Origin of the sequence: Lacticaseibacillus parahuelsenbergensis (assembly GCF_030770265.1) — a bacterium.
Classification (GTDB): domain Bacteria; phylum Bacillota; class Bacilli; order Lactobacillales; family Lactobacillaceae; genus Lacticaseibacillus; species Lacticaseibacillus casei.
Genome location: NZ_CP132482.1, coordinates 1758961 through 1777759, shown reverse-complemented (window position 1 = coordinate 1777759; position 18799 = coordinate 1758961). Strand labels below are relative to the sequence as shown.

The 18799-nt window shown below is 49.0% G+C and carries 19 protein-coding genes; 13 read left to right on the top strand and 6 right to left on the bottom strand.

Features of this window, described 5'->3' with window-relative positions:
• Window positions 1-106: 106 nt before the first annotated feature.
• Entirely contained in the window at window positions 107-712 is a 606-nt protein-coding gene (locus tag LACPH_RS08355; RefSeq protein ID WP_049172308.1) for an ECF transporter S component, read from the top strand.
• Between the two features lie 45 nt (window positions 713-757).
• The gene (locus LACPH_RS08350; protein WP_306386629.1) at window positions 758-1900 is read left to right on the top strand and encodes a M20 family metallopeptidase; all 1143 of its coding nucleotides are present in this window, start codon (window positions 758-760) and stop codon (window positions 1898-1900) included.
• Between the two features lie 104 nt (window positions 1901-2004).
• Here the strand turns inward: LACPH_RS08350 and LACPH_RS08345 are convergent, their stop codons facing one another.
• On the bottom strand, window positions 2005-2814 hold the full coding sequence (locus LACPH_RS08345) for an aldose epimerase family protein (protein ID WP_306386628.1): 810 nt from the start codon (window positions 2812-2814) through the stop codon (window positions 2005-2007).
• Window positions 2815-2927: 113 nt separating this feature from the next.
• On the opposite strand from LACPH_RS08345, the gene LACPH_RS08340 reads away from it, so the two are divergent.
• The gene (locus LACPH_RS08340; protein WP_049172304.1) at window positions 2928-3491 is read left to right on the top strand and encodes a restriction endonuclease; all 564 of its coding nucleotides are present in this window, start codon (window positions 2928-2930) and stop codon (window positions 3489-3491) included.
• A gap of 177 nt (window positions 3492-3668) precedes the next feature.
• Window positions 3669-4499 (top strand): TIM barrel protein, encoded by an 831-nt coding sequence (locus tag LACPH_RS08335; protein WP_306386627.1) that lies wholly within the window; start codon window positions 3669-3671, stop codon window positions 4497-4499.
• On the opposite strand, the gene LACPH_RS08330 is transcribed toward LACPH_RS08335, so the two are convergent.
• Entirely contained in the window at window positions 4496-4795 is a 300-nt protein-coding gene (locus LACPH_RS08330; protein ID WP_306386626.1) for a hypothetical protein, read from the bottom strand. The genes LACPH_RS08335 and LACPH_RS08330 overlap by 4 nt on opposite strands.
• Before the next feature lie 472 nt (window positions 4796-5267).
• Between LACPH_RS08330 and LACPH_RS08325 the strand changes: the two genes are divergently transcribed.
• The 4 genes from LACPH_RS08325 to spxB all read left to right on the top strand — a co-directional run bounded on the left by LACPH_RS08325 (window position 5268) and on the right by spxB (window position 10926).
• Complete coding sequence (locus LACPH_RS08325; RefSeq protein ID WP_306386625.1) at window positions 5268-6449, top strand: thiolase family protein; 1182 nt, start codon at window positions 5268-5270, stop codon at window positions 6447-6449.
• 9 nt (window positions 6450-6458) lie between these two features.
• A complete protein-coding gene (locus tag LACPH_RS08320) occupies window positions 6459-7739 on the top strand; it encodes a hydroxymethylglutaryl-CoA reductase, degradative (RefSeq protein ID WP_306386624.1) in 1281 nt (426 codons plus the stop codon).
• Entirely contained in the window at window positions 7723-8916 is a 1194-nt protein-coding gene (locus tag LACPH_RS08315) for a hydroxymethylglutaryl-CoA synthase (RefSeq protein WP_306386623.1), read from the top strand. The genes LACPH_RS08320 and LACPH_RS08315 overlap by 17 nt, the downstream gene beginning before the upstream one ends.
• 255 nt (window positions 8917-9171) lie before the next feature.
• Window positions 9172-10926 carry a pyruvate oxidase gene (spxB, locus tag LACPH_RS08310; protein WP_306386622.1) on the top strand — a complete coding sequence of 585 codons (1755 nt, stop codon included), beginning with the start codon at window positions 9172-9174 and terminating at the stop codon, window positions 10924-10926.
• Between the two features lie 71 nt (window positions 10927-10997).
• Here the strand turns inward: spxB and LACPH_RS08305 are convergent, their stop codons facing one another.
• On the bottom strand, window positions 10998-11477 hold the full coding sequence (locus tag LACPH_RS08305) for a nucleoside 2-deoxyribosyltransferase (protein WP_010487663.1): 480 nt from the start codon (window positions 11475-11477) through the stop codon (window positions 10998-11000).
• Between the two features lie 76 nt (window positions 11478-11553).
• Window positions 11554-12921 carry a 23S rRNA (uracil(1939)-C(5))-methyltransferase RlmD gene (rlmD, locus tag LACPH_RS08300; RefSeq protein WP_306386621.1) on the bottom strand — a complete coding sequence of 456 codons (1368 nt, stop codon included), beginning with the start codon at window positions 12919-12921 and terminating at the stop codon, window positions 11554-11556.
• A 76-nt stretch (window positions 12922-12997) separates the two neighbouring features.
• Here rlmD and LACPH_RS08295 point away from each other — a divergent pair, with 76 nt between their 5' ends.
• Window positions 12998-13378, top strand: coding sequence for a hypothetical protein (locus tag LACPH_RS08295; RefSeq protein WP_306386620.1), 381 nt, complete (start codon window positions 12998-13000; stop codon window positions 13376-13378).
• Window positions 13379-13389: 11 nt separating this feature from the next.
• On the opposite strand, the gene LACPH_RS08290 is transcribed toward LACPH_RS08295, so the two are convergent.
• Complete coding sequence (locus LACPH_RS08290; protein WP_306386619.1) at window positions 13390-14910, bottom strand: helix-turn-helix domain-containing protein; 1521 nt, start codon at window positions 14908-14910, stop codon at window positions 13390-13392.
• A 72-nt stretch (window positions 14911-14982) separates the two neighbouring features.
• Here LACPH_RS08290 and recX point away from each other — a divergent pair, with 72 nt between their 5' ends.
• From recX to LACPH_RS08275, 3 genes are all read left to right on the top strand, one after another.
• A complete protein-coding gene (gene recX / locus LACPH_RS08285; RefSeq protein ID WP_306386618.1) occupies window positions 14983-15780 on the top strand; it encodes a recombination regulator RecX in 798 nt (265 codons plus the stop codon).
• A 73-nt stretch (window positions 15781-15853) separates the two neighbouring features.
• Window positions 15854-16390: a nucleoside tri-diphosphate phosphatase gene (gene ntdP / locus LACPH_RS08280; RefSeq protein ID WP_010487673.1), complete on the top strand. Its 537-nt coding sequence runs from the start codon at window positions 15854-15856 to the stop codon at window positions 16388-16390.
• A 25-nt stretch (window positions 16391-16415) separates the two neighbouring features.
• Entirely contained in the window at window positions 16416-16934 is a 519-nt protein-coding gene (locus LACPH_RS08275; protein WP_087912341.1) for a hypothetical protein, read from the top strand.
• Window positions 16935-17046: 112 nt separating this feature from the next.
• Here LACPH_RS08275 and LACPH_RS08270 read toward each other — a convergent pair whose 3' ends face one another.
• Window positions 17047-17481: a GNAT family N-acetyltransferase gene (locus LACPH_RS08270; RefSeq protein WP_306386617.1), complete on the bottom strand. Its 435-nt coding sequence runs from the start codon at window positions 17479-17481 to the stop codon at window positions 17047-17049.
• Window positions 17482-17557: 76 nt separating this feature from the next.
• On the opposite strand from LACPH_RS08270, the gene LACPH_RS08265 reads away from it, so the two are divergent.
• Window positions 17558-18736 carry an AI-2E family transporter gene (locus tag LACPH_RS08265; protein ID WP_047107583.1) on the top strand — a complete coding sequence of 393 codons (1179 nt, stop codon included), beginning with the start codon at window positions 17558-17560 and terminating at the stop codon, window positions 18734-18736.
• The last annotated feature ends 63 nt before the right edge of the window (window positions 18737-18799 follow it).

Genomic DNA, 18799 nt, shown 5'->3' with positions numbered 1-18799 from the left:
TGGCGAAAAGTTGACAAGTCCTGACTGAAAGCTGAACTTGTTTGGTGCTGCTTGGAACGTGTATAATCTGATAGAGCTAACTGTAAACAAATAGGGGGTGTCCAGCATGACGCGTCGAGGGAAAGCGTATAACATTGCTATTATTGGAATTCTCGGTGCTTTAATTATCCTCCAGGCTTATATTCCGATGGTGGGGTATGTTCAGATTTTTCCAGCCTGGCCTGCCATTTCGACGATTCATTTGACCGTCATTATTGGTGGGATTGTTCTAGGATATGGCGGTGGTGCCAGTCTTGGCTTATTATGGGGGCTGACGAGCCTGATTCGTGCTTATACATCAGCGACTGATCCTGTGACTTTATTGCTTTTTCGTAATCCGATTATTGCATTGGTGCCGCGCGTCATGGTGGGTCTCGTGGCGGCGTTTATCTTTCACCAAATGTTTAAGCGCCATCAAAGTGCGCTGGCGCAAACGATTAAAATGGTATTCGCCGGTGTGGCCGGTGCCTTGACCAACACACTTTTGGTCATTGGCTTTACATGGTTGCTTTTTTCGAGCAAGGCTGCGCAAATTGTGCCAGGTGCTAATGCATCCAATCTTGGGTGGCTGCTGATCACGGCGCTGGCCATTAACGCGGTTGCTGAAGCTTTGCTAGGCGGTATTGTCACACCCATCTTAGGCCATGCGTTACTGCGTTTTCGGCGAAAGTAGTTTTAGAATCAGCAATCATGAGTTTTGAGAAGCGGAGGTTTTGGATTGACAGATGAAGAGCAGCAAGTCGTTGATTTATTGCAGGCAATGGTACAAGTACCGAGTGTCGGCGCAAAAGAAGGCCAAGTTGCTGATTTGATTGAGGCTTATTTAGCCCCTGAGTTGCAAGCCGGTTTAATCAAGCGCGAGCGGATCACATATGCGCCGGGACGGGATAATCTGGTTTTGACCGTTGGTGATCCAAATGCCAAAAGGTGGTTAGGTGTCGACGGGCATATGGATGTCGTCGATGCTGGCGATGAATCTAAATGGCAGTTTCCACCGTTTTCAGGACAGATAAAAGACGGCAAATTATTTGGCCGTGGGGCAACGGATATGAAATCCGGTCTGGCAGCGGTGGTTGTTGCTTTGAAACAGGTTGCGCATACGCACTTGGATCACGGCATTCAGTTGATGGCTACGGTCGGTGAAGAAATCGATAATTATGGCGCCCGGCAATTGGCTGGAGCGGGTTATGGCGACCGCCTCAATGGTCTTTTAGTGGCAGAGCCTGGCAATAGTAACGTGGATGCGGCTGAGCGCGGGATTATCGATTATACGTTGACGGCGCATGGTAAAGCAGCGCATTCATCGCGCCCGGATCTTGGTGCCAATGCCATTCACGGCCTGTTTGCATTTGCCAATGCGGCGTTGACCGCAACAGCGCCATTGCAGGCCAAGGATGATCCGATTTTGGGACATGCCACGCACAATATTGATATTATTCATGGCGGGAACCAGATCAACTCGCTACCTGAGTCGGCCTATCTGCGTGGCAATATTCGCACAACCATGATCGCCGACAATGATGCGTTTATTCAGGCGCTAAAACAAGCTGCGAACACGCCTGTACCAAAAGGTGTGCATCTGGCGCTTTCAATTGACTCAGTACTTGGCGCGGCTGCTGCTTCGCCTGACAATGCCTTGATTGAGACCGTTCAGCAGGCACGGCAACGTATCGGGCTTGATCGCGGGGCCGTGGCGTATCGGACCGGGATTACGGATGCAGCACTGTTTTATCACGATGGGTTGGATCTAGCGATTTATGGACCGGGAAACGACACATCGCATGAAACCAATGAATATGTCGCTCTTCAAGATGTTTTTGATAGTGTGAAAGTCTATAAAGATGTTTTCCTGAACTATTAACCAGAATATTGGCAATCAAAAAAACCTTGTGCGGGTCATGCGTACAAGGTTTTTTGATCAACTAAATGCGTTTGTTAGACACAACTGAGTCTGGTTTACGACTTCTACCGAATGCCTAGGTGATATTCAGCATGATGGTGCCATGTCGCACCTGCAGGAAGTTCCCAGGCTTGTGCTTGCGAATTTGCTTCGGGAGCAAAACCGATTGCCACGTGAGGCTGTCCGAGAATGCCGTTGAAGTTGTTTTGCGTACCAATGTCGGCGAACGGATCGATTCGGGTAGCCGGCGCATCGGTCAGGTAATGGAGTTGCCAGTCAGCGGCTGCTAAGTCGTAGTCCTGAGCCGCATAAACTTTTGACTGTTGTGCGATCATACTTGGCTGCGAGGCAATTGTTAATTTAGCCTGCATCATCGTTTGCGCGGGATCAGCCGTGAGCAGCCAAGGCAATACCAGTCGCGGATGTAGACGAATTGAAGCGCTGGTTTGGATCGCCATATCAATGGTCCAGACGTTCGCATTGTTGAGTCGGTGGGTAACGCTAAGTTGACGCGCGCCGGGCTGGCCATCAGCACCTTCTGGCAAGTCTAACGAAAACGTGATGACTAAATCAGGATCCTGACTGGTTTTCACCGCCCAGTTCCAGTTTTGCCATGCGCCAGAGACATTGGCTTCGGCTGGTTGCAGCGGACCGGTCATGGCGCCGAAAAACCCCGGCTGGTGCAGATAGTCTTCTAAAGTGACAAATCCAAGCAGTAAGTTAGGGTCAAACCCGGTCGCGTTAGGCAGACGAACCTGTTGGACCCGGGCACCGAACGTTAAAAAGCGTAAGGTCATGTGATGATCGTTCACCAAAGTATATTGGGTAATTCGTTCCTGACCGACTTTGGCAAAAATTTTGGCGCTTAGTTTCATGGCGAAAACGCTTCCTCTCTCAATAGTTTAAGCCTACAGAAAAATTGCTCCAGATTCAATGCAATCATGACTTGAATCTGCTAGGCTTGATAAGGAAAGAGAAGGGTGGAACCATGAGAACGTTACTTAAGAAGGCCTATCAATTACTGTGGGCACTATTTATTCTGGCACTTGCTTACAGTTTCTGGGCCCGCGACATTCTGCCCCGGCAGTTGCGACCATATGGCGATCCGGCAAGTTTTGTGATCATTAGTCTGTTTGTGGTGGTGAATGCCATTTGGCTGTACCATCACCATTTTCGCTTCCGTGATTTAAAAATGGAAAATGTCGACATCATGGAAGGCGAGAAATTTGAGGAGTTTTGTGCTTACTTGTTGAAGCGAAACGGTTTTAAACATATTCAGCTGACGCAAGCTTCCGGTGATCAGGGAATCGACATTATCGCTCGAAAAAAAGGGCAGTCCATTGGGTTTCAATGCAAACGCTATACCGGTTTTGTCGGCAATAAAGCGGTGCAGGAAGTTTGGGCCGGCCATCAATTTTATAAACTTGATCAAGCAGCGGTGATCACCAACAGTGACTTTTCCGACTCGGCAATCGCACTAGCGGATGATCTAGGGGTTATGCTCATTGATCGCAAAAAGCTCAAGCGGCTTATGAGAAGACTGCCAAGTTGAGGTGAGCGTGAGCCGGCGCGCTTAAAAGTCGGAGTGTAAGTGGCCTTGGGCGTGATTGCCCGGGCTTAGGCCATCACGACCAAGGTCCTTACACGCAGACTTCTGCGCCGGCGAACGCGTTATGGTAATTTGGGCAACTGCGTGTTATCAGTTTGATGAGGAGGCAGCAAACAATCGATGTTACTGGGATTAAAAGCTAGTACAGATGAACGGCAGATTCGTGATCGGTTGCAGTATCATCCGGACGTATTTGAATTTCACTTAACCGAAAATGATTTTACGGCTGAAGGATGGGCCCATTTTTTAAAAATGGTGACTTGGGTTCGCAGCCAAGTGCCCACAGTGGTTTTTCATCATCCGATGCGATTCCGTGGTCAACGCAATGAATTAGCCATGAATCCAACCAAGTATCCGACGCGTTATGATTTTATGATGACTAGTTCGATTAAACTCATGAATCTGGCCAAAAAGGTGAATGCGACGGCGTTGATCCATGGGGGTTATCGGGTGGACACACCAGGCGATTATGCTGGGTGGACGGACGTTGCCAAGGCGCAGGATGTTGCTTTAGCGCGGATGATTGCGTTTGCTCAGGAGGCACCGGGACACGTTGTCTTTGAAAACTCCATGTCCCCCATTTTTCGCTATGGCGATCCTGATTTTGAGGCGCGGATATTGCGTTGGCAGCTACCGTTAGCCTATGATACCAGCCACACCTTCATCACGCTTCACGGCGATAATGATCGGCTCATGGCCAGTCTGGCGAATCTAAAGCCTTTGGTTCGGCACTATCATCTTGTCGATTCGATGGGTAAAACGCATGACAGCCTGCCACTGGGGCAAGGCCGGATTGACTGGGCGCGGGTTTTGCCGCTGCTCAACCCTAAGGCCAGTCGGATTTATGAAATCGGATTGAAGGATCAATTCAACTGTGAAGAAATGATTGCCAGCCATCACTATTTAGAAAAGGTGGCTGAGGAATTAGCCGCAGCCAAGCACCCAGCCTAGTTAAGTAGTAAACCGTTTCGGCGCTTGATGAACCCAAAAAGAGCGCGTGGTCCATTTGCGTCAGTCAGATACAAAAATCGCGCTTGGAGATCCGGTTTATTTAATAAGAGCTGCAATTCCCAGACACGTAAAGGCGCTTTCCGGGTCAAGTTGGGTTTAAAAATCAGTTGCGGCTGATCGTCCGCGGTTGTCAGGATAAAATCATCAAAACGGCTCGGTGTTGGTTGCGTGTCCAGCAACACGGAGGCGTTTTTGTTTTGGTCGGCTAATAAAGCGAGTAAATCAATCACTCGCATGGTGGCGGCCTCCTTTCTAATGGCAAAAGTTAAGGATTCATGAAGAAGGTTGGTGCTTATCAGAACAATCGCATACAATTTAAGCAAGCTTATGTTTGATTTGGTTTTATGAGATGTAGATAGCATAACGAGTGGTTAATTTGCGCGGGAGGCTTGGGTGAATTTATAAGAACGTTCGCTGGCTTTGTAAGCACAGTTTTTGTGCAGGTGCTTGCCGACACTTCGGCTTCTAAGCACGCCAGTTCACACTCTCAAACGCGTTCACTGGCGCAAAAGCCTGCGTGTAAGGACCTCAGCCGCAATGGCCTAAGCCCGGGCCATCACGCCTGAGGCCACTTACACTTCGGCTTCTAAGCGCGCCAGTTCACGCTCTCTAATTATAGCTCAGTGTTTTGCAGTTAAGTCTGTGATAAACTGTAACGGTTTATCTAAAAAGCGTAAAAAGCGCGATTGTACGTATTAGGAGGTCATCATGGAAGAAGTTGTCATTCTCAGTGCCAAGCGAACGCCGATTGGGAAGCTGGGTGGCGAGCTTGCTGGCGCCAGTGCGGTTGATTTGGGGGTTGCAGCGGCACAAGCAGCGATTAAAGCGGCGCGGGTTGACCCTGAGCAACTGGATCAGGCTATTTTCGGGAATGTCTTACAGGCCGGTTCCGGTCAGAATGTGGCGCGGCAAATTGCGTTAAAAAGCGGGATGGCAAATCGCTCCACGGCCATGACGGTCAATGAAGTGTGCGGATCCGGATTAAAGGCGATTCGGCTGGGACAGGCGGCGATTCAATTAGGCGAAGCCACTGCTGTGCTGGTTGGCGGTACAGAAAGTATGAGTCAGGTACCTTATTACGCCGAAGCCATGCGCGCCGGCCATAAATTTGGTGACACGGCATTTGTTGACGGACTCAGCCGCGACGGTTTAAATGACGCCTTCAGTCAGCAACCCATGGGGATCACCGCGGAAAATATTGCGACGCGCTTTGAGATTAGCCGCCGCGATCAAGATGAGTTTGCCTTGCGCTCGCATTTACGCGCGGCAGCTGCAGCGGCTGAAGGTCGATTTAAATCGCAGATGGCGCCAGTCACGATTGCCGGTCGCCATGGCGATGTCACCGTCGAAACCGATTCCGCCATCCGTCCAAACACTTCGCTGGCTCAGCTAGCCAAACTGCCGCCGGTTTTTGAAGTGGGTGGTACGGTGACGGCCGGCAATGCAAGCGGCATTAATGATGGTGCGGCCGCGTTGGTTTTGATGGCCAAAAGTAAAGCCGAGCAACTAGGACTACATTATTTAGCGACGATTACTGATTATACTGAAGTCGGCATTGATCCGGATATCATGGGCTATGCGCCTAAATTGGCGATTGACCAGTTGCTTCAGACCAATGGCACTTCGATTTCGTCCATTGATCAAGTCGAGCTCAATGAAGCCTTCGCCTCCCAAAGCGTCGCGGTGATGCGTGACTTGGGATTAACCGATGAACAGGTGAATATCAATGGCGGTGCCTTAGCGTTAGGACATCCACTTGGGGCGTCCGGTGCGCGCATTATGGTTTCATTACTTTATAACTTAGCAGAACGTGATGAAAAGACCGGTATTGCAGCTTTATGTGTCGGCGGTGGTATCGGCATTGCGATGCAGGTCGTCCGGCATGTTTAGGAGGGCGTGATGAAATTTTACGAAAAAACGCCTGAAGAAAGGCGCGCGCAATTGATTCGCGAAGGTTCGCTGACGCAGGCGGATGCCAGGTTATTCGCGGCGAAGTCATCCCTTCCTGCCGCAACCGAAGCGAAGCTGATCGAAAATTCAATCGGTGAATTTTCGCTACCTTTAGGGATTGCCCGAAATCTATTAGTGAATGGCCAGTTACATCAGGTGCCGCTTGCCAACGAAGAACCTTCTGTTGTAGCAGCTGCCAGTAATGGTGCGCGGATTGCTGCGGAAAATGGTGGCGTTGTGGCACGGGTTGATCCACATCAGGTGGTCGCCGAGGTGGTTTTGACAGACTTAGCCGATGTGAAAGCTGCCAAACAAACAATTTTGGCTCACCAAGCAGAAATCAAAGCAGTTGTGGCAGCCGCGCATCCTTCCATGATTCAGCGTGGTGGCGGGTTAGTTGGCGTAACAGTCTCTGTGCTAGCTAACCGCTTCTTGAAGATTCGCTTAACCCTTGACCCTAAAGAGGCAATGGGAGCCAATTATGCCAATACGGTAGCCGAAGCAGTTGCAGCAGTCGTTAAAACCTGGCTCAACGGAACGATTTTGGTCAGTATTTTAACAAATGCCCCGGCCGAGTTAGTGACCGCGACGGTGCAACTGGATCCGACGACCCTTGCCACGAAGACCGTGCCAGGTGATGTTATTGCAAAAAAAATCGTGCAACTTAGCGAATTGGCTTTTGTCGATCCGGAACGGGCCGTGACGCATAATAAGGGCATTCTTAATGGTGTCATCGGGGCGGTTTTGGCAACCGGTAATGACACACGGGCGATTGCCGCAAGTGTGGGAGCTTTTGCGGCTGCTAGCGGTCAATACCAACCTTTGTCACGTTGGGTGATGCATGCCGGTAAATTAGAGGGAACGCTGCAAATGCCGTTGCCGCTCGGAGCGGTCGGCGGTGCAATCGGTGCCTTGCCAGTGGCACAAGCTGCCCGCCGCCTTGGTGGTTATCGCGATTTAGCCACTATGCAGCAGGTGATTGCGGCATTGGGCTTGGTGCAGAATCTTGCGGCATTGCGGGCACTGGCCGGACCGGGTATTCAAGCCGGGCATATGAAGCTGCAAGCTAATGCCTTAGCGATCGCGGCTGGTGCCGACGAACGCGAACTGCCGGCTCTGGTCGCTGCATTGCGGGAAGGGCAAATGAACCTAGCACACGCCAAAACTTATTTAGCAAACATTCGATCAAATCAGAAAGTAGGCCAATCAAAAAATGAAAATCGGGATTGATGCCATTGTAATGGATACACCGGACTTTTACGTCGATTTAGTGGAACTCGCAAAGGTTCGGGGAGATGAACCGGACAAGTACACCATCGGCATCGGCCAAGATGAACAGGCGGTACCGCCTTCAAGTCAAGATATTGTGACGATGGGTGCCAATGCCGCAGCGCCACTGATGACCCCGGCAGTCCGGGACAGTCTGGGAATGGTGCTGGTCGGAACCGAAAGTGGTGTGGACGCAAGCAAGTCAGCTGCTTTGTTTATTCATCAGCTGCTGGACTTGCCTGAATGGGTACGTGCAGTTGAATTAAAAGAAGCCTGTTATGGCGGAACTGCGGCTTTGATGATGGCGCGGGATTATGTAGCTGGGCATCCAGATAAAAGCGTGCTGGTCATCGCGGCTGATATTGCCCGGTACGGCTTAGCCACAGCAGGTGAAGTCACTCAAGGTGCCGGTGCCGTAGCGATGATCGTCAAGGCGGCTCCGCGACTCATCACGATTGAGCCGGATTCGGTTTATCGCTCGGCATCGATTAATGACTTTTGGCGGCCGGTTTATCAAGATACTGCGATTGCTCAAGGAAAATATTCTACCGAGCAGTATTTGGCCTTCTTTCAGGCGGCATGGGATCGTTATCAGACAGAAAACCATTTGACCGCGGCTGATTTTGCGGGGATGACCTTCCATTTGCCTTACACCAAAATGGGCAAAAAGGCGTTGGACTTAGTCTTACCCCAGGTCGATGATCAGACTGTGAAGCGCTTAAAGGAACGGTTTGACGCTAGCACCCGCTACTGCCGCCGGATTGGCAATATTTATACGGGTTCGCTTTATCTGGGATTGCTTTCCTTATTGGATCACGATGCAACACTGCATGCCGGAGACCGTATCGGGCTCTTTTCGTATGGCTCTGGTGCGGTGGCGGAGTTTTTCAGTGGTATTTTGCAGCCAGGATTCAAAGACCAACTACAGTCAGCCGGTCACGCCCGCCAATTGGATGATCGCCAACAGCTGACGGTGCCGGAATACGAGGCGCTGTTCAGCGATAAGGTGCCTTATGATCCCGAAGATTATCGGCCGGATCCAGCGTACTTCCGTGGCAAATTTGTGTTGACTGGCGTGGTTGGGCAAGAGCGCTTGTACGAAAAGCGGCCGGCTAATTCATCGACTTCGACACGTTAATCTGATTTGTGGCTGGTTATTTTATGGCGGTTATTTTCGGCGAACGGTATGAAACCTGTCAATCTGTATTAGTCAATTTGGTTGACTGTTATGGTTCCAACGGGCTTATTATGCCGGTCATGGAAGCGATTTCTAGGCTTTTGGCCTTTTTGCAAGATTAGTTGAGGTGAAAGGGCTTGCATTGCTGACGATTAATTGTTATACTCATTTTTGTAATGAACTTACAAAATGTAAGTAATAATGGAGGCAAGTGTCATGACAGAAAAAATCAACGCTGCAGACGCAATGATCAAGGTGCTCGAAGACTGGGGCATTCATAACATTTATGGGTTGCCTGGTGGTTCTTTTGATAGCACGATGAATGCACTTTATAATCGGCGTCACACGATCAACTATGTTCAGGTTCGGCATGAAGAAGTCGGTGCGTTAGCAGCAGCTGGTGAAGCTAAAGTAACTGGCCGCATTGGCGCAACGTTTGGTTCTGCTGGGCCTGGGGCAGTACATCTGCTGAATGGGTTGTATGATGCTCAATACGATCATGTGCCGGTTTTGGCTTTGGTCGGGCAGGTGCCGACTGCTGCCATGAACACCAACTTTTTCCAGGAAATGAATGAGAATCCGATGTTTGCCGATGTTTCGGTTTACAATCGGACAGCGATGACGGCTGCTCAGTTGCCACATGTTGTTGATGAAGCCATTCGTCAGGCGTACAAGCATCAGGGTGTGGCAGTGGTGACGATTCCTAAAGATCTTGGTTGGGAACAAATTGACGACAATTATGTTTCGTCAGCCAATCTCTACCAGAAGCCGCTTTTACCTGAGCCGGATCCGGAACAGGTTGCAACGGCCTGGAGCATCATCAAAGGTGCCAAGAAGCCGATTTTATACGTTGGTAATGGCGCGCGTGGTGCCCGGGACGAGATTATTGCTTTTTCCGAAAAAACGCATATTCCGATTATCACGACGGCTTTGGCAAAAGGCGTTGTGCCTGACGACTACAAAGCGAATATGGGTTCTGCTGGCCGGGTTGCGTCCAAGCCGGGCGTTGAGGTTGCCCGTGGTGCCGATATGGTCTTGTTCCTTGGTTCGGATTTCCCATTCCAGCCATACTTTATCGCACCGAATGCCAAATATATTCAAGTCGATATTGATGCCAGCAAGTTTGGCCGACGTCACACCGTTGATTTAGCGGTTCTTGCTGATGCCAAGAAGTTCATCAAAGCATTGACCAACGTCGCTGAGCCATTACCGGAAACGGCTTGGTATCGCGCTTCATTAGCCAATAAGGCAAACTGGGTTGATTGGATGAAGTCTTTTGAAGACGACGCTGAAACGCCATTGCGGGTTGAGCCAATCTTCAAGCTCATCAATGAAATGGCGGAAAAGGATGCCATTTTCCAAGTCGACGTTGGTAACGTGACGATTAACGGGATGCGCTATCTTAAGGCTAACGACGATCAGGCCTTCACCACGTCCGGCTGGTATGCAACGATGGGTTACGCATTGCCGGCAGCTATTGGGGCACAATCAGAGTTCCCGGATCGTCAGGTATGGTCAATTTCTGGCGATGGCGGGTTCGCGATGGTGATGCAAGATATCATGACGCAAGTGAAGTATCATCTGCCGATCATTAACGTGGTTTTGACGAACCAAAGCCTAGGGTTCATCGAAGCGGAGCAAGATGATACGCATCAGCCACATTCAGGGGTTGATCTGATCGGTGCCGATTATGGCAAAGCTGCCGAAGCCATGGGCGCTCAAGGTTTTGAAGTCCACACCCTGGATGAACTTAAGGATGCGTTTGCTAAGGCGAAGGATCGGAAGGGTCCGGTTGTGATTGATGTGAAGATTTCCAACTTGCGGCCGATTCCGGTTGAGCAATTGGTTCTCGACAAGCAAACCCAGGATCCCGAAGCCGTTGATGCCTTCGTGAAGAAGTATCATGCTGAGAGTCTGATCCCATTCCGGCAATTGCTTGAAGATGCAGAAAAAAACACTGCGAATGTTTAGTTGCGTCATAAAAAAGCTTCCGTTCATCAGATTGTTATCTGGTGGCGGAAGCTTTTTTTGATTAGCTAGGCTTAGGCGTTTGCCCGAACTTTTATGGCCGCAACCAACGCTGCTTCATCGGTGTAGATGGCACCGTTGAGTTTGATTAACCCAGTCGTATAAAGGTTTAGATAATGGAATTGATTTTCGGCAACCCGTTGCAAGGCGTCGAGCTTTTGCTGATTAGTAGCGCCAAGACGTCGGCTGTCGGTGTAAAGGCCGAGTATCGGGATTTTGGTGGCATAGGCGACCCCGATTTCAGTGGCCACCCCATTGTCGATGACTGGGCCGTCCAAGATAGCCACTAACAGATCAGCAGCCTCCAGGCGATCAGTATCAGCCTGGGCGATCATTTTGGAATCGGCATAAGCTTCCTTATTGTTAATTGCCGCGTTTTCCTGAGGCACATACAGATCGACGTCAGGAACGGCGGCGCGAATTTGCGCGGCTAATTTTGCGTTGTAATCAAAGTCGGCATGACTGAAAAGGGCGTTGGCAAAATAAATTTTCATGGCAGGAACCTCGCTTTGGATGGATGAATTGGGGGACGAATGGAGATTGGTGAAGATGCTGCTTCATTTAATGCGATCAGCGCCGCGTAAACTTAACAACTGCCTCACAGCGCGCCGTTTGTGGGAACATGTCGATGCTCTGGATCCAGTCGACCTTGTAATGTTTGGCCAGGGGAACGAGATCCCGCGCTAACGTTGAGGGGTTGCAGGAAATATAAACGAACTTTTTAGGATTAAGGGTGAGTAAGGCATCGATAAAAGGACGTTCAAGGCCGGCACGCGGTGGGTCGACAATCACGGCGTCAGGGTGAATTCCTTCTTCCAGCCACTTAGGAAACAGGGTCTCGGCTTTGCCAACAAAATAATGGGCCTTGGTAAAGCCATTATGAGCCGCGTTGGCCTTTGCATCGGCAATGGCCTCAGGCACCGTGTCCATACCGTAGATTGTCTGGTGCCGGTCAGCGAGGCTGATACCGACAGTGCCGATCCCACAATACGCATCAACCAGTGTATCGCCTGGTGCCAGTTCAAGGGCATCTTTTGCGACAGTATAAAGCCGTTCTGTTTGCGCTGGATTAAGTTGTAAAAAGGCTTGCGGTGAAACCTGAAAAGTGCGGCCTAACAATGACTCATGAATATAAGGTTGGCCAGCCAAAAGTCGGCTTTCCTTGCCCCAAATAATTGAAGTGTTGCCGGGATTAATGTTTTGCGCAATGCTAACGACCATAGGCAAACGCGTTGCAATGGCCGTGACCAATTTTGTCTGCTGCGGCAGTTTAGCGCTGTTGGTAATGAACGTGACTTGCACTTCACCGGTTGCAAAAGACTCCCGAACGACCAACGTTTTGACAATGCCGGTGTTCTTTTTTTCCTCGTAGATCGGAATCTGGAGCTCTTCAAGCAGCTGACACAAAGCAGTCACGACTTTCATGGTCAACGGCGCCTGTGTCAAAAAATGGGTTAACGGGATGAGGTGATGTGACCCGGGCGCGTATAAACCGGCGCGAACATGACCGTCAATAACCCGAACCGGGAACTGAGCCTTGTTGCGATAATGCGTCGGGTGTGCCATGCCGATGGTGGGTTTTAAGTCGTAATGTTGCCAGCCGGCTGGTTTGAACTTGGCTAAGGCCTGTGCGACCACATCCCGTTTGAAGCGCAATTGTGCCGGATAAGCAAGGTGGTTTAATTCGATCCCGCCGATCTGTCCATAAAGTGGTTCCGCGGGTTTCACCCGATCTGGTGAGGCCGAACGGATTTTGTGGACCTTGGCTTCAAGATAGCGGTCATGAATCGCCGTCACTTCAGCAACGACGATTTCGCCGGGGAGCGCACCGGTGACAAAGGTGATTTTGCGTTGATAGTACCCGATACCTGCGCCGTTGATATCCAAACGCTTGATAGTCAATGGAAAACGTTGTCCGATTTTAACCGTGGTTGCCATAAATACTCCTTTACGCTGACAAATGGTGACGATCCCTGAAAAATTCTAGTATAATGTACTTTCAGGAGGATTGACTGTGAAAATTACTTATTCGAATACCATGAGCAAAAAAATGACGGCGACCGTTTGGCAAAACGACACGCCACATGTCATGCACGTTGGCGAAACGTTAGATCTCAAAGTCCAACGCGGCGACAAAATAACCTATAAAGTTGGCCGATTGAACAAGGTACATGCGATTGATTACCAAAGTCCTGAGGCTAAATTTGAAATTCAGATCAATCGCAGCCTGCAAAATGCTTATTTTGTTGTAATGTTTCTGATGGTGGTTTTTTTGTGGTTTAACCGCAATAGTAACCTGAACAACACGCTGCTGGTGACCGCGGTCGTTCTGGGACTGGCCGGCTATGAGGCGTTGGTTTATTTTGTCGGCTATACCGCCAAGCCTTTTCACTAAAATAAAAAGGTTTAGGCCTGCACCGATGAGCCGTGTTGATGCTGTAATTGTTTGAGTCGGCGATAAAGATGGAAATAATCTAAATCAGTCGGTTCCGGCATCCAGGTAATCAGCGGAGTTGCGGGATCAAACGGGTGGCCCAGACGCGGGATCACCCGTTTTGGTTTGGTGAGGCTGGTGATGATCAGATCCGGTTTGACTGCTGCATCAGGTGGCACAACCCGGATAAAGCCCAAATCATCCAAAAAGTTGAGCAAGTCCCGTTTGGCAAACGAGTCATGCTCGATGAGAACGTTGACAACCATCTGCATGTCCCGGTTAAGTTCGGGATAATTTTCCTTCACCAAAAGATATAAGCCGCTGACGAATGGCTCAGGGAAGTCGGCAAAAATAGATTCCGGCATCGATTTAGGAATCTTTTTGAGGTACCTTTGAATTTCCGCAGCTAACTGACTGCTGTCGGCTTCTTCGTAAGGTGATTGGGCAAAGTCGATGCGCTGGCTAAATCGCCCATCGAGTACATATTCATTAAAACTGAGACGATACAGATTAGCAATCATGACTTGGCTTTCGGCAATCAGCTGGCGATCCGTTTCTTGCAGCTGATCGTTCAAGTGGCTGAGCAACCCAAAAACAAATCGATTCACGAGGTTATCGGTTTCATCGAAATGTTCGATGATTTGCCGATCAAGCGTTTGCGGTTGCCGAGTCACGGTCATAAAATACATGCGCATAAAATAATAAAATTGTTTTTCCGCCTTTAGTTCTGACGCTGACAGATTAGGAAACCGTGATTGGGTAAAAATCAAATCCGGCAGGTCATCGTGTCCGGAAAAAAGCAGCTGCATGCGGCGATTCGGCAATAGGGCATGGCCTGCTTTGATCCGCATCAGCTGAATGGCAAGAATGACCAATGCTTCCTTGGACATCGGTTGCACCGGTACCAACAAAAAGGTTGGCGCAACCTGATTAATCTCCGTCAAAAGCGTCTTTGCCTGCTGCTCCTGATCAGCTGAAAACGGCCAGCCCGCACCACGATAAGCAAGCATAAAAAAGGTAAACATGGCCAAGCGGATATGTAGCTCATCACCTTCAATTGCCCAGGTTGTGCTGTTGAGACTGACACCGTTGTCCGCCAAATAATCCCGAAATGGGGTAATTCGGCGTCTCAGAGTTGAAACGCTTGTCTGATGATTTTCTTTAAACTGGTGAAAATCAGGATGCGGATTTTTGAACACGTCATCGAAGAATTCAAACGGCAAGCTGTCTTTAAGCAAAGCAAAGCGGTACTGATTGAGCGTGACACTTCCTAAAAATTGGGTAAAATTTGCCTCGTCAACGGCTTCGTCAGGAATGATTTTATTAAGCTGAACCAAAACGGTCTGAAACGCCGTGTAGGTTTGCGAGTATGATAAACCTGTTGAGCGGCTAAGTGCATTGATCGATATGGTTGTTTGTGGCAAGGTCTTCATTGCCCGAAATAGTTGATAATTAATCAAACTATGACGGTCAAAAAAACTAGCTTCAAACATAACAGACCTCCATCTTATTTATCAAAAGTATAACATAAGTGATGACATGATTAGAAAGGTGGTCAGAAGCGTATGGGGCAAATTACAAAGATAACGGCGCAAAAACGGCGGGGACGCTATAATATTTTTCTGGACGGTGAGTATGCCTTTCCGGTCAGTGAGACGACATTGGTGAATTATCAGCTCGCCAAAGGGATGACACTCACACCAGCGGAGGAGGCCCAGATCAAGGACAGCGAAGTCGTTGCCATGGGTTTGGAGATCGGTTTGAATTATATCAATCATCAAAGTCGCACTCGCCATGAAGTCAAGGAACGGTTGGCGAAAGAAGATTTTCCGGAAGACGTCATCGGCCAAATCTTACAGCGTTTAACGGAGCTGGGGTTCTTAAACGATGTTGAGTATGTTCAGCGCTATTTAGAAGCCAATAGCAAAATGGGCGAAGCCGGACCCCGCATGGTGCGTCATAAGCTCGAGCAGAAAGGCATTACGTCCGATTTGTTAACCGAGCAACTGGCCACCATTCCTTCAGCAACCTGGACTGAAGCAGCGGTGCGTGCGGGTCAAAAAAATCTGCGCCACCATCAAAACCGGGCATTTAAGGATCAATTACAGCGACTGCGGGTTGCCTTGATTCAAAAAGGCTTTGATGAAGCAACGATTGCTGCCGCGATTGAAATTCTCGATCCGCAACCGGATGCAGAAAGTGAGCTGGCACTTTTAAAAGCCGAGGCAGCGAAACAGTGGCGGTTAAAACAACATTACGAAGCGCGAATTCGTAAGCAAAAGGTCAAGTCGGCCTTATTTCGCAAGGGGTTCGATTTAGATGCCATCGATGATGTTTTGGCGGATTTGGCAGAAGAGGACTAGAGCTCTAGTTTTTTAGCGGTATCCGATAAGCTTTGTTATAATGGAAATCGGAATTTTAGAAAGCGGGTTTTGTATGCTGATCCCTAAAGAAGGCGACTCGTTCGCCATTCAGAGTTATAAACATGATGGCAGTTTGCATCGCACCTGGCGTGACACGATGGTGCTTAAAACGAGTGAAGACGCCTTGATCGGCTGCAATGATCATACCTTGGTCACCGAGTCTGACGGGCGTCGCTGGTTGACGCGGGAGCCGGCAATTATTTTCTTTCACAAGCATTACTGGTTCAATGTGATTGCGATGATTCGTGAAGGCGGCGTTTCGTATTATTGCAACTTGGCGACCCCTTTTACCATGGATCAGGAAGCACTGAAATATATTGATTACGATTTAGATGTCAAAGTGTTTGCGGACGGGGAAAAGCGCCTGCTGGACGTTGATGAATATGAAGCCCACCGCAAAATGTGGCAGTACCCCGCCACGACGGATCGTATTTTGAAAGCCAACGTTAAAGTGCTGGTCGATTGGATCAACCACGGTAAGGGGCCTTTTTCCCAAGCCTATGTAGATTTGTGGTATCGCCGGTACTTACAATTGGCCCATCGAATCTGAAGACGGTATGGATGTTGGAGGCAATATGAAACAAATTCCGCAACAACCTGCACAATTATTTGCAGGTCATGCTTATACAACCGAAAGTAGCGATCAACTCGGCACGTTTCGCCCTGCGTGGACGGATTTCGAACAGCGACTGGGATTTAAATCGCTTGATCAGTTGGCCAAAACGCCTAACCGAACGGCGATGGTGATCTTTTCGCCGTATGATACCTTTCTGTACTGGATTGGCAGCTTATTGCCGGCGGGGACAGATGTACCAAAAGCTTACGACTGTTTCCAACTGCCAGCGGCGACGGCCGGGCAAGTGAAGCAACCGGCCAGTCAAGTTTTGGCAAAAGAATTACCGTTGGCTACCAGCTTTAATAAAGGCTTACAGATCATCGAGCAGGCAGGGTATCCGCTCCCGGAACGCCTAGGTCAGACGGATCATCCGTATTATTTAGAAAGTTATCTGCTTGATGGGGCGGCGGTCAAAACGGTGGCTTATCGCCTTTATATTGATCCGGATCAGTTGACCGGGGTTGACGAATATGAATAAAAAAGCAAGCCCGGCATGGCCTGCTTGCAGTGATGGGCTTCTAATAAAATCAAATTAGAAGCGTATTTTTTTCAAATTTGAATGGTTTAATCGGACTAACCTGAAGCACCGCTTAATCTAGTTTCAGCATCATTTCACGATGGCGAATGCCGGCATCCAGGAATTCCGGTCGATTCGTTAATTCAAATCCTAAAGTTTTATAAAAACCAACTGCCTGAATCTGGGCGCCGAGTTTTAGAAACGCCACATGATGCTGGCGGGCATATTTGATGATGGCGGTTAGCACCATTTTACCAAGGCCATGCTTGCGGTAGACCTTTTCCACGGCAACGCGTTGAACGTGATAGCCGTTTGCTTCCGGTAAAATCCGGGCCGTGGCCACAGGCAAGCCAGCGTCATAAAGGACAAAATAGGTGGCTTTTCCTTCATCACCATCGACTTCCAGATCTGCCGGGACGTGCTGTTCCTTGACGAAAACATGTGTACGGATCTGAACGCTATCTTGGTGAATCGCTGAATCTAAAGCAGTTGTTGTCTTTAATTCCAAAGCGCGAACCTTCTTTCCGTTTTGATAAATTGTTTGCTATTATAACACTAGCGAGAAGAGGTTGGGGAGGCCAATTATGTTTGATAAGTTACGCCATTCAAAATTAATGTTCTGGTCAGTCGAGTTATTGGTACTGATTTTCGTGGTGATCGGCTTAACCCAGGTCTCGTTCTTATTTGCGCCGGTTGCAACGTTCTTTTCAACGCTGCTGATCCCGATTCTGTCGGCTGGATTTTTGTTCTATTTGTTTAATCCGATTGTGAAGCTGTTGCAACGGCTGCATATCAGTCGCAATATTTCGATTCTTTTGATTTTCCTGGTGGTTATTGGCGCCATCGTCTTAATTGTCATGGCGGTCCTGCCGAATCTGATTTACCAGGTCACCCAATTCATTACCAATATTCCGGATTTCTTAAAGGGGTTGCGTTCCTTTATCAGTAAGGCTTCGCACTACACTTGGTATCAGCGGCTTAACATTGGCAAATATGTGGCAAGCTTACAAATATCGCCAAGCAAATTGCTGAGTCAGGTGCTAGGCAGCTTCTCAAGTGGATTGCCGGGTATGATCGGTTCTTTGGCAAGTATTGTGGTCAGCATTATTACGATTCCGGTGATGCTCTTTTACTTCCTTAAAGACGGCGAAAACTTTGTGCCAAGTATTCAGCGACTCTTACCGCGGCGGTATCATGCGGAGGTGGCAACAGTGTTCACGCGCTTGAATGCCACATTGTCGCACTATATCGGTGGTCAGGCAATTGAATGTTTGTTTGTTGGCACCTTTACGTTTATTGGCTATCTGATCATTGGCATGCCATACGCGTATCTGCTGGGTTTCATTGCCGGTGTGGTCACCATTATTCCTTATTTGGGACCGTATATTGGCATTGCCCCAGCGCTGGTCATTGCGGCAACCCAGGGATGGACCAAAGTTTTGCTGGTTGTCTTGGTCGTCGTCATTATTCAGATGACTGACGGGAACTTCATCTATCCTAATGTCATCGGTCGGTCTTTGGACATTCATCCGTTGACCATCATCATTTTGCTGATGGTGGCGGGCAATTTATGGGGGCTACTGGGCACTATTTTGGCTGTACCGACTTATGCCGTGATCAAAACCGTCATTACTTACTTATACGAACTATATCGGTTCCATCAAGAACATAAGGATGACGAAGATTTTGATGATGAGCGCGAACTACCCGAGCCGACCCCACAGGACGGCGCGCAGCACGATTCTGAATTGAAAAAGAAATAAGGACTTGCTATACTGAAGTGATCGAACTACGGGGATGAATCCCCGTTTTTTTTACGAAAGGTT

Bases quoted from the DNA above. Each gene is read 5' to 3' on its own strand.
- LACPH_RS08355 (WP_049172308.1), top strand. From the start codon at position 107: ATGACGCGTCGAGGGAAAGCGTATAACATTGCTATTATTGGAATTCTC.
- LACPH_RS08345 (WP_306386628.1), bottom strand. From the start codon at position 2,814: ATGAAACTAAGCGCCAAAATTTTTGCCAAAGTCGGTCAGGAACGAATT.
- LACPH_RS08340 (WP_049172304.1), top strand. From the start codon at position 2,928: ATGAGAACGTTACTTAAGAAGGCCTATCAATTACTGTGGGCACTATTT.
- LACPH_RS08335 (WP_306386627.1), top strand. From the start codon at position 3,669: ATGTTACTGGGATTAAAAGCTAGTACAGATGAACGGCAGATTCGTGAT.
- LACPH_RS08330 (WP_306386626.1), bottom strand. From the start codon at position 4,795: ATGCGAGTGATTGATTTACTCGCTTTATTAGCCGACCAAAACAAAAAC.
- LACPH_RS08325 (WP_306386625.1), top strand. From the start codon at position 5,268: ATGGAAGAAGTTGTCATTCTCAGTGCCAAGCGAACGCCGATTGGGAAG.
- LACPH_RS08320 (WP_306386624.1), top strand. From the start codon at position 6,459: ATGAAATTTTACGAAAAAACGCCTGAAGAAAGGCGCGCGCAATTGATT.
- LACPH_RS08315 (WP_306386623.1), top strand. From the start codon at position 7,723: ATGAAAATCGGGATTGATGCCATTGTAATGGATACACCGGACTTTTAC.
- spxB (WP_306386622.1), top strand. From the start codon at position 9,172: ATGACAGAAAAAATCAACGCTGCAGACGCAATGATCAAGGTGCTCGAA.
- LACPH_RS08305 (WP_010487663.1), bottom strand. From the start codon at position 11,477: ATGAAAATTTATTTTGCCAACGCCCTTTTCAGTCATGCCGACTTTGAT.
- rlmD (WP_306386621.1), bottom strand. From the start codon at position 12,921: ATGGCAACCACGGTTAAAATCGGACAACGTTTTCCATTGACTATCAAG.
- LACPH_RS08290 (WP_306386619.1), bottom strand. From the start codon at position 14,910: ATGTTTGAAGCTAGTTTTTTTGACCGTCATAGTTTGATTAATTATCAA.
- recX (WP_306386618.1), top strand. From the start codon at position 14,983: ATGGGGCAAATTACAAAGATAACGGCGCAAAAACGGCGGGGACGCTAT.
- ntdP (WP_010487673.1), top strand. From the start codon at position 15,854: ATGCTGATCCCTAAAGAAGGCGACTCGTTCGCCATTCAGAGTTATAAA.
- LACPH_RS08275 (WP_087912341.1), top strand. From the start codon at position 16,416: ATGAAACAAATTCCGCAACAACCTGCACAATTATTTGCAGGTCATGCT.
- LACPH_RS08265 (WP_047107583.1), top strand. From the start codon at position 17,558: ATGTTTGATAAGTTACGCCATTCAAAATTAATGTTCTGGTCAGTCGAG.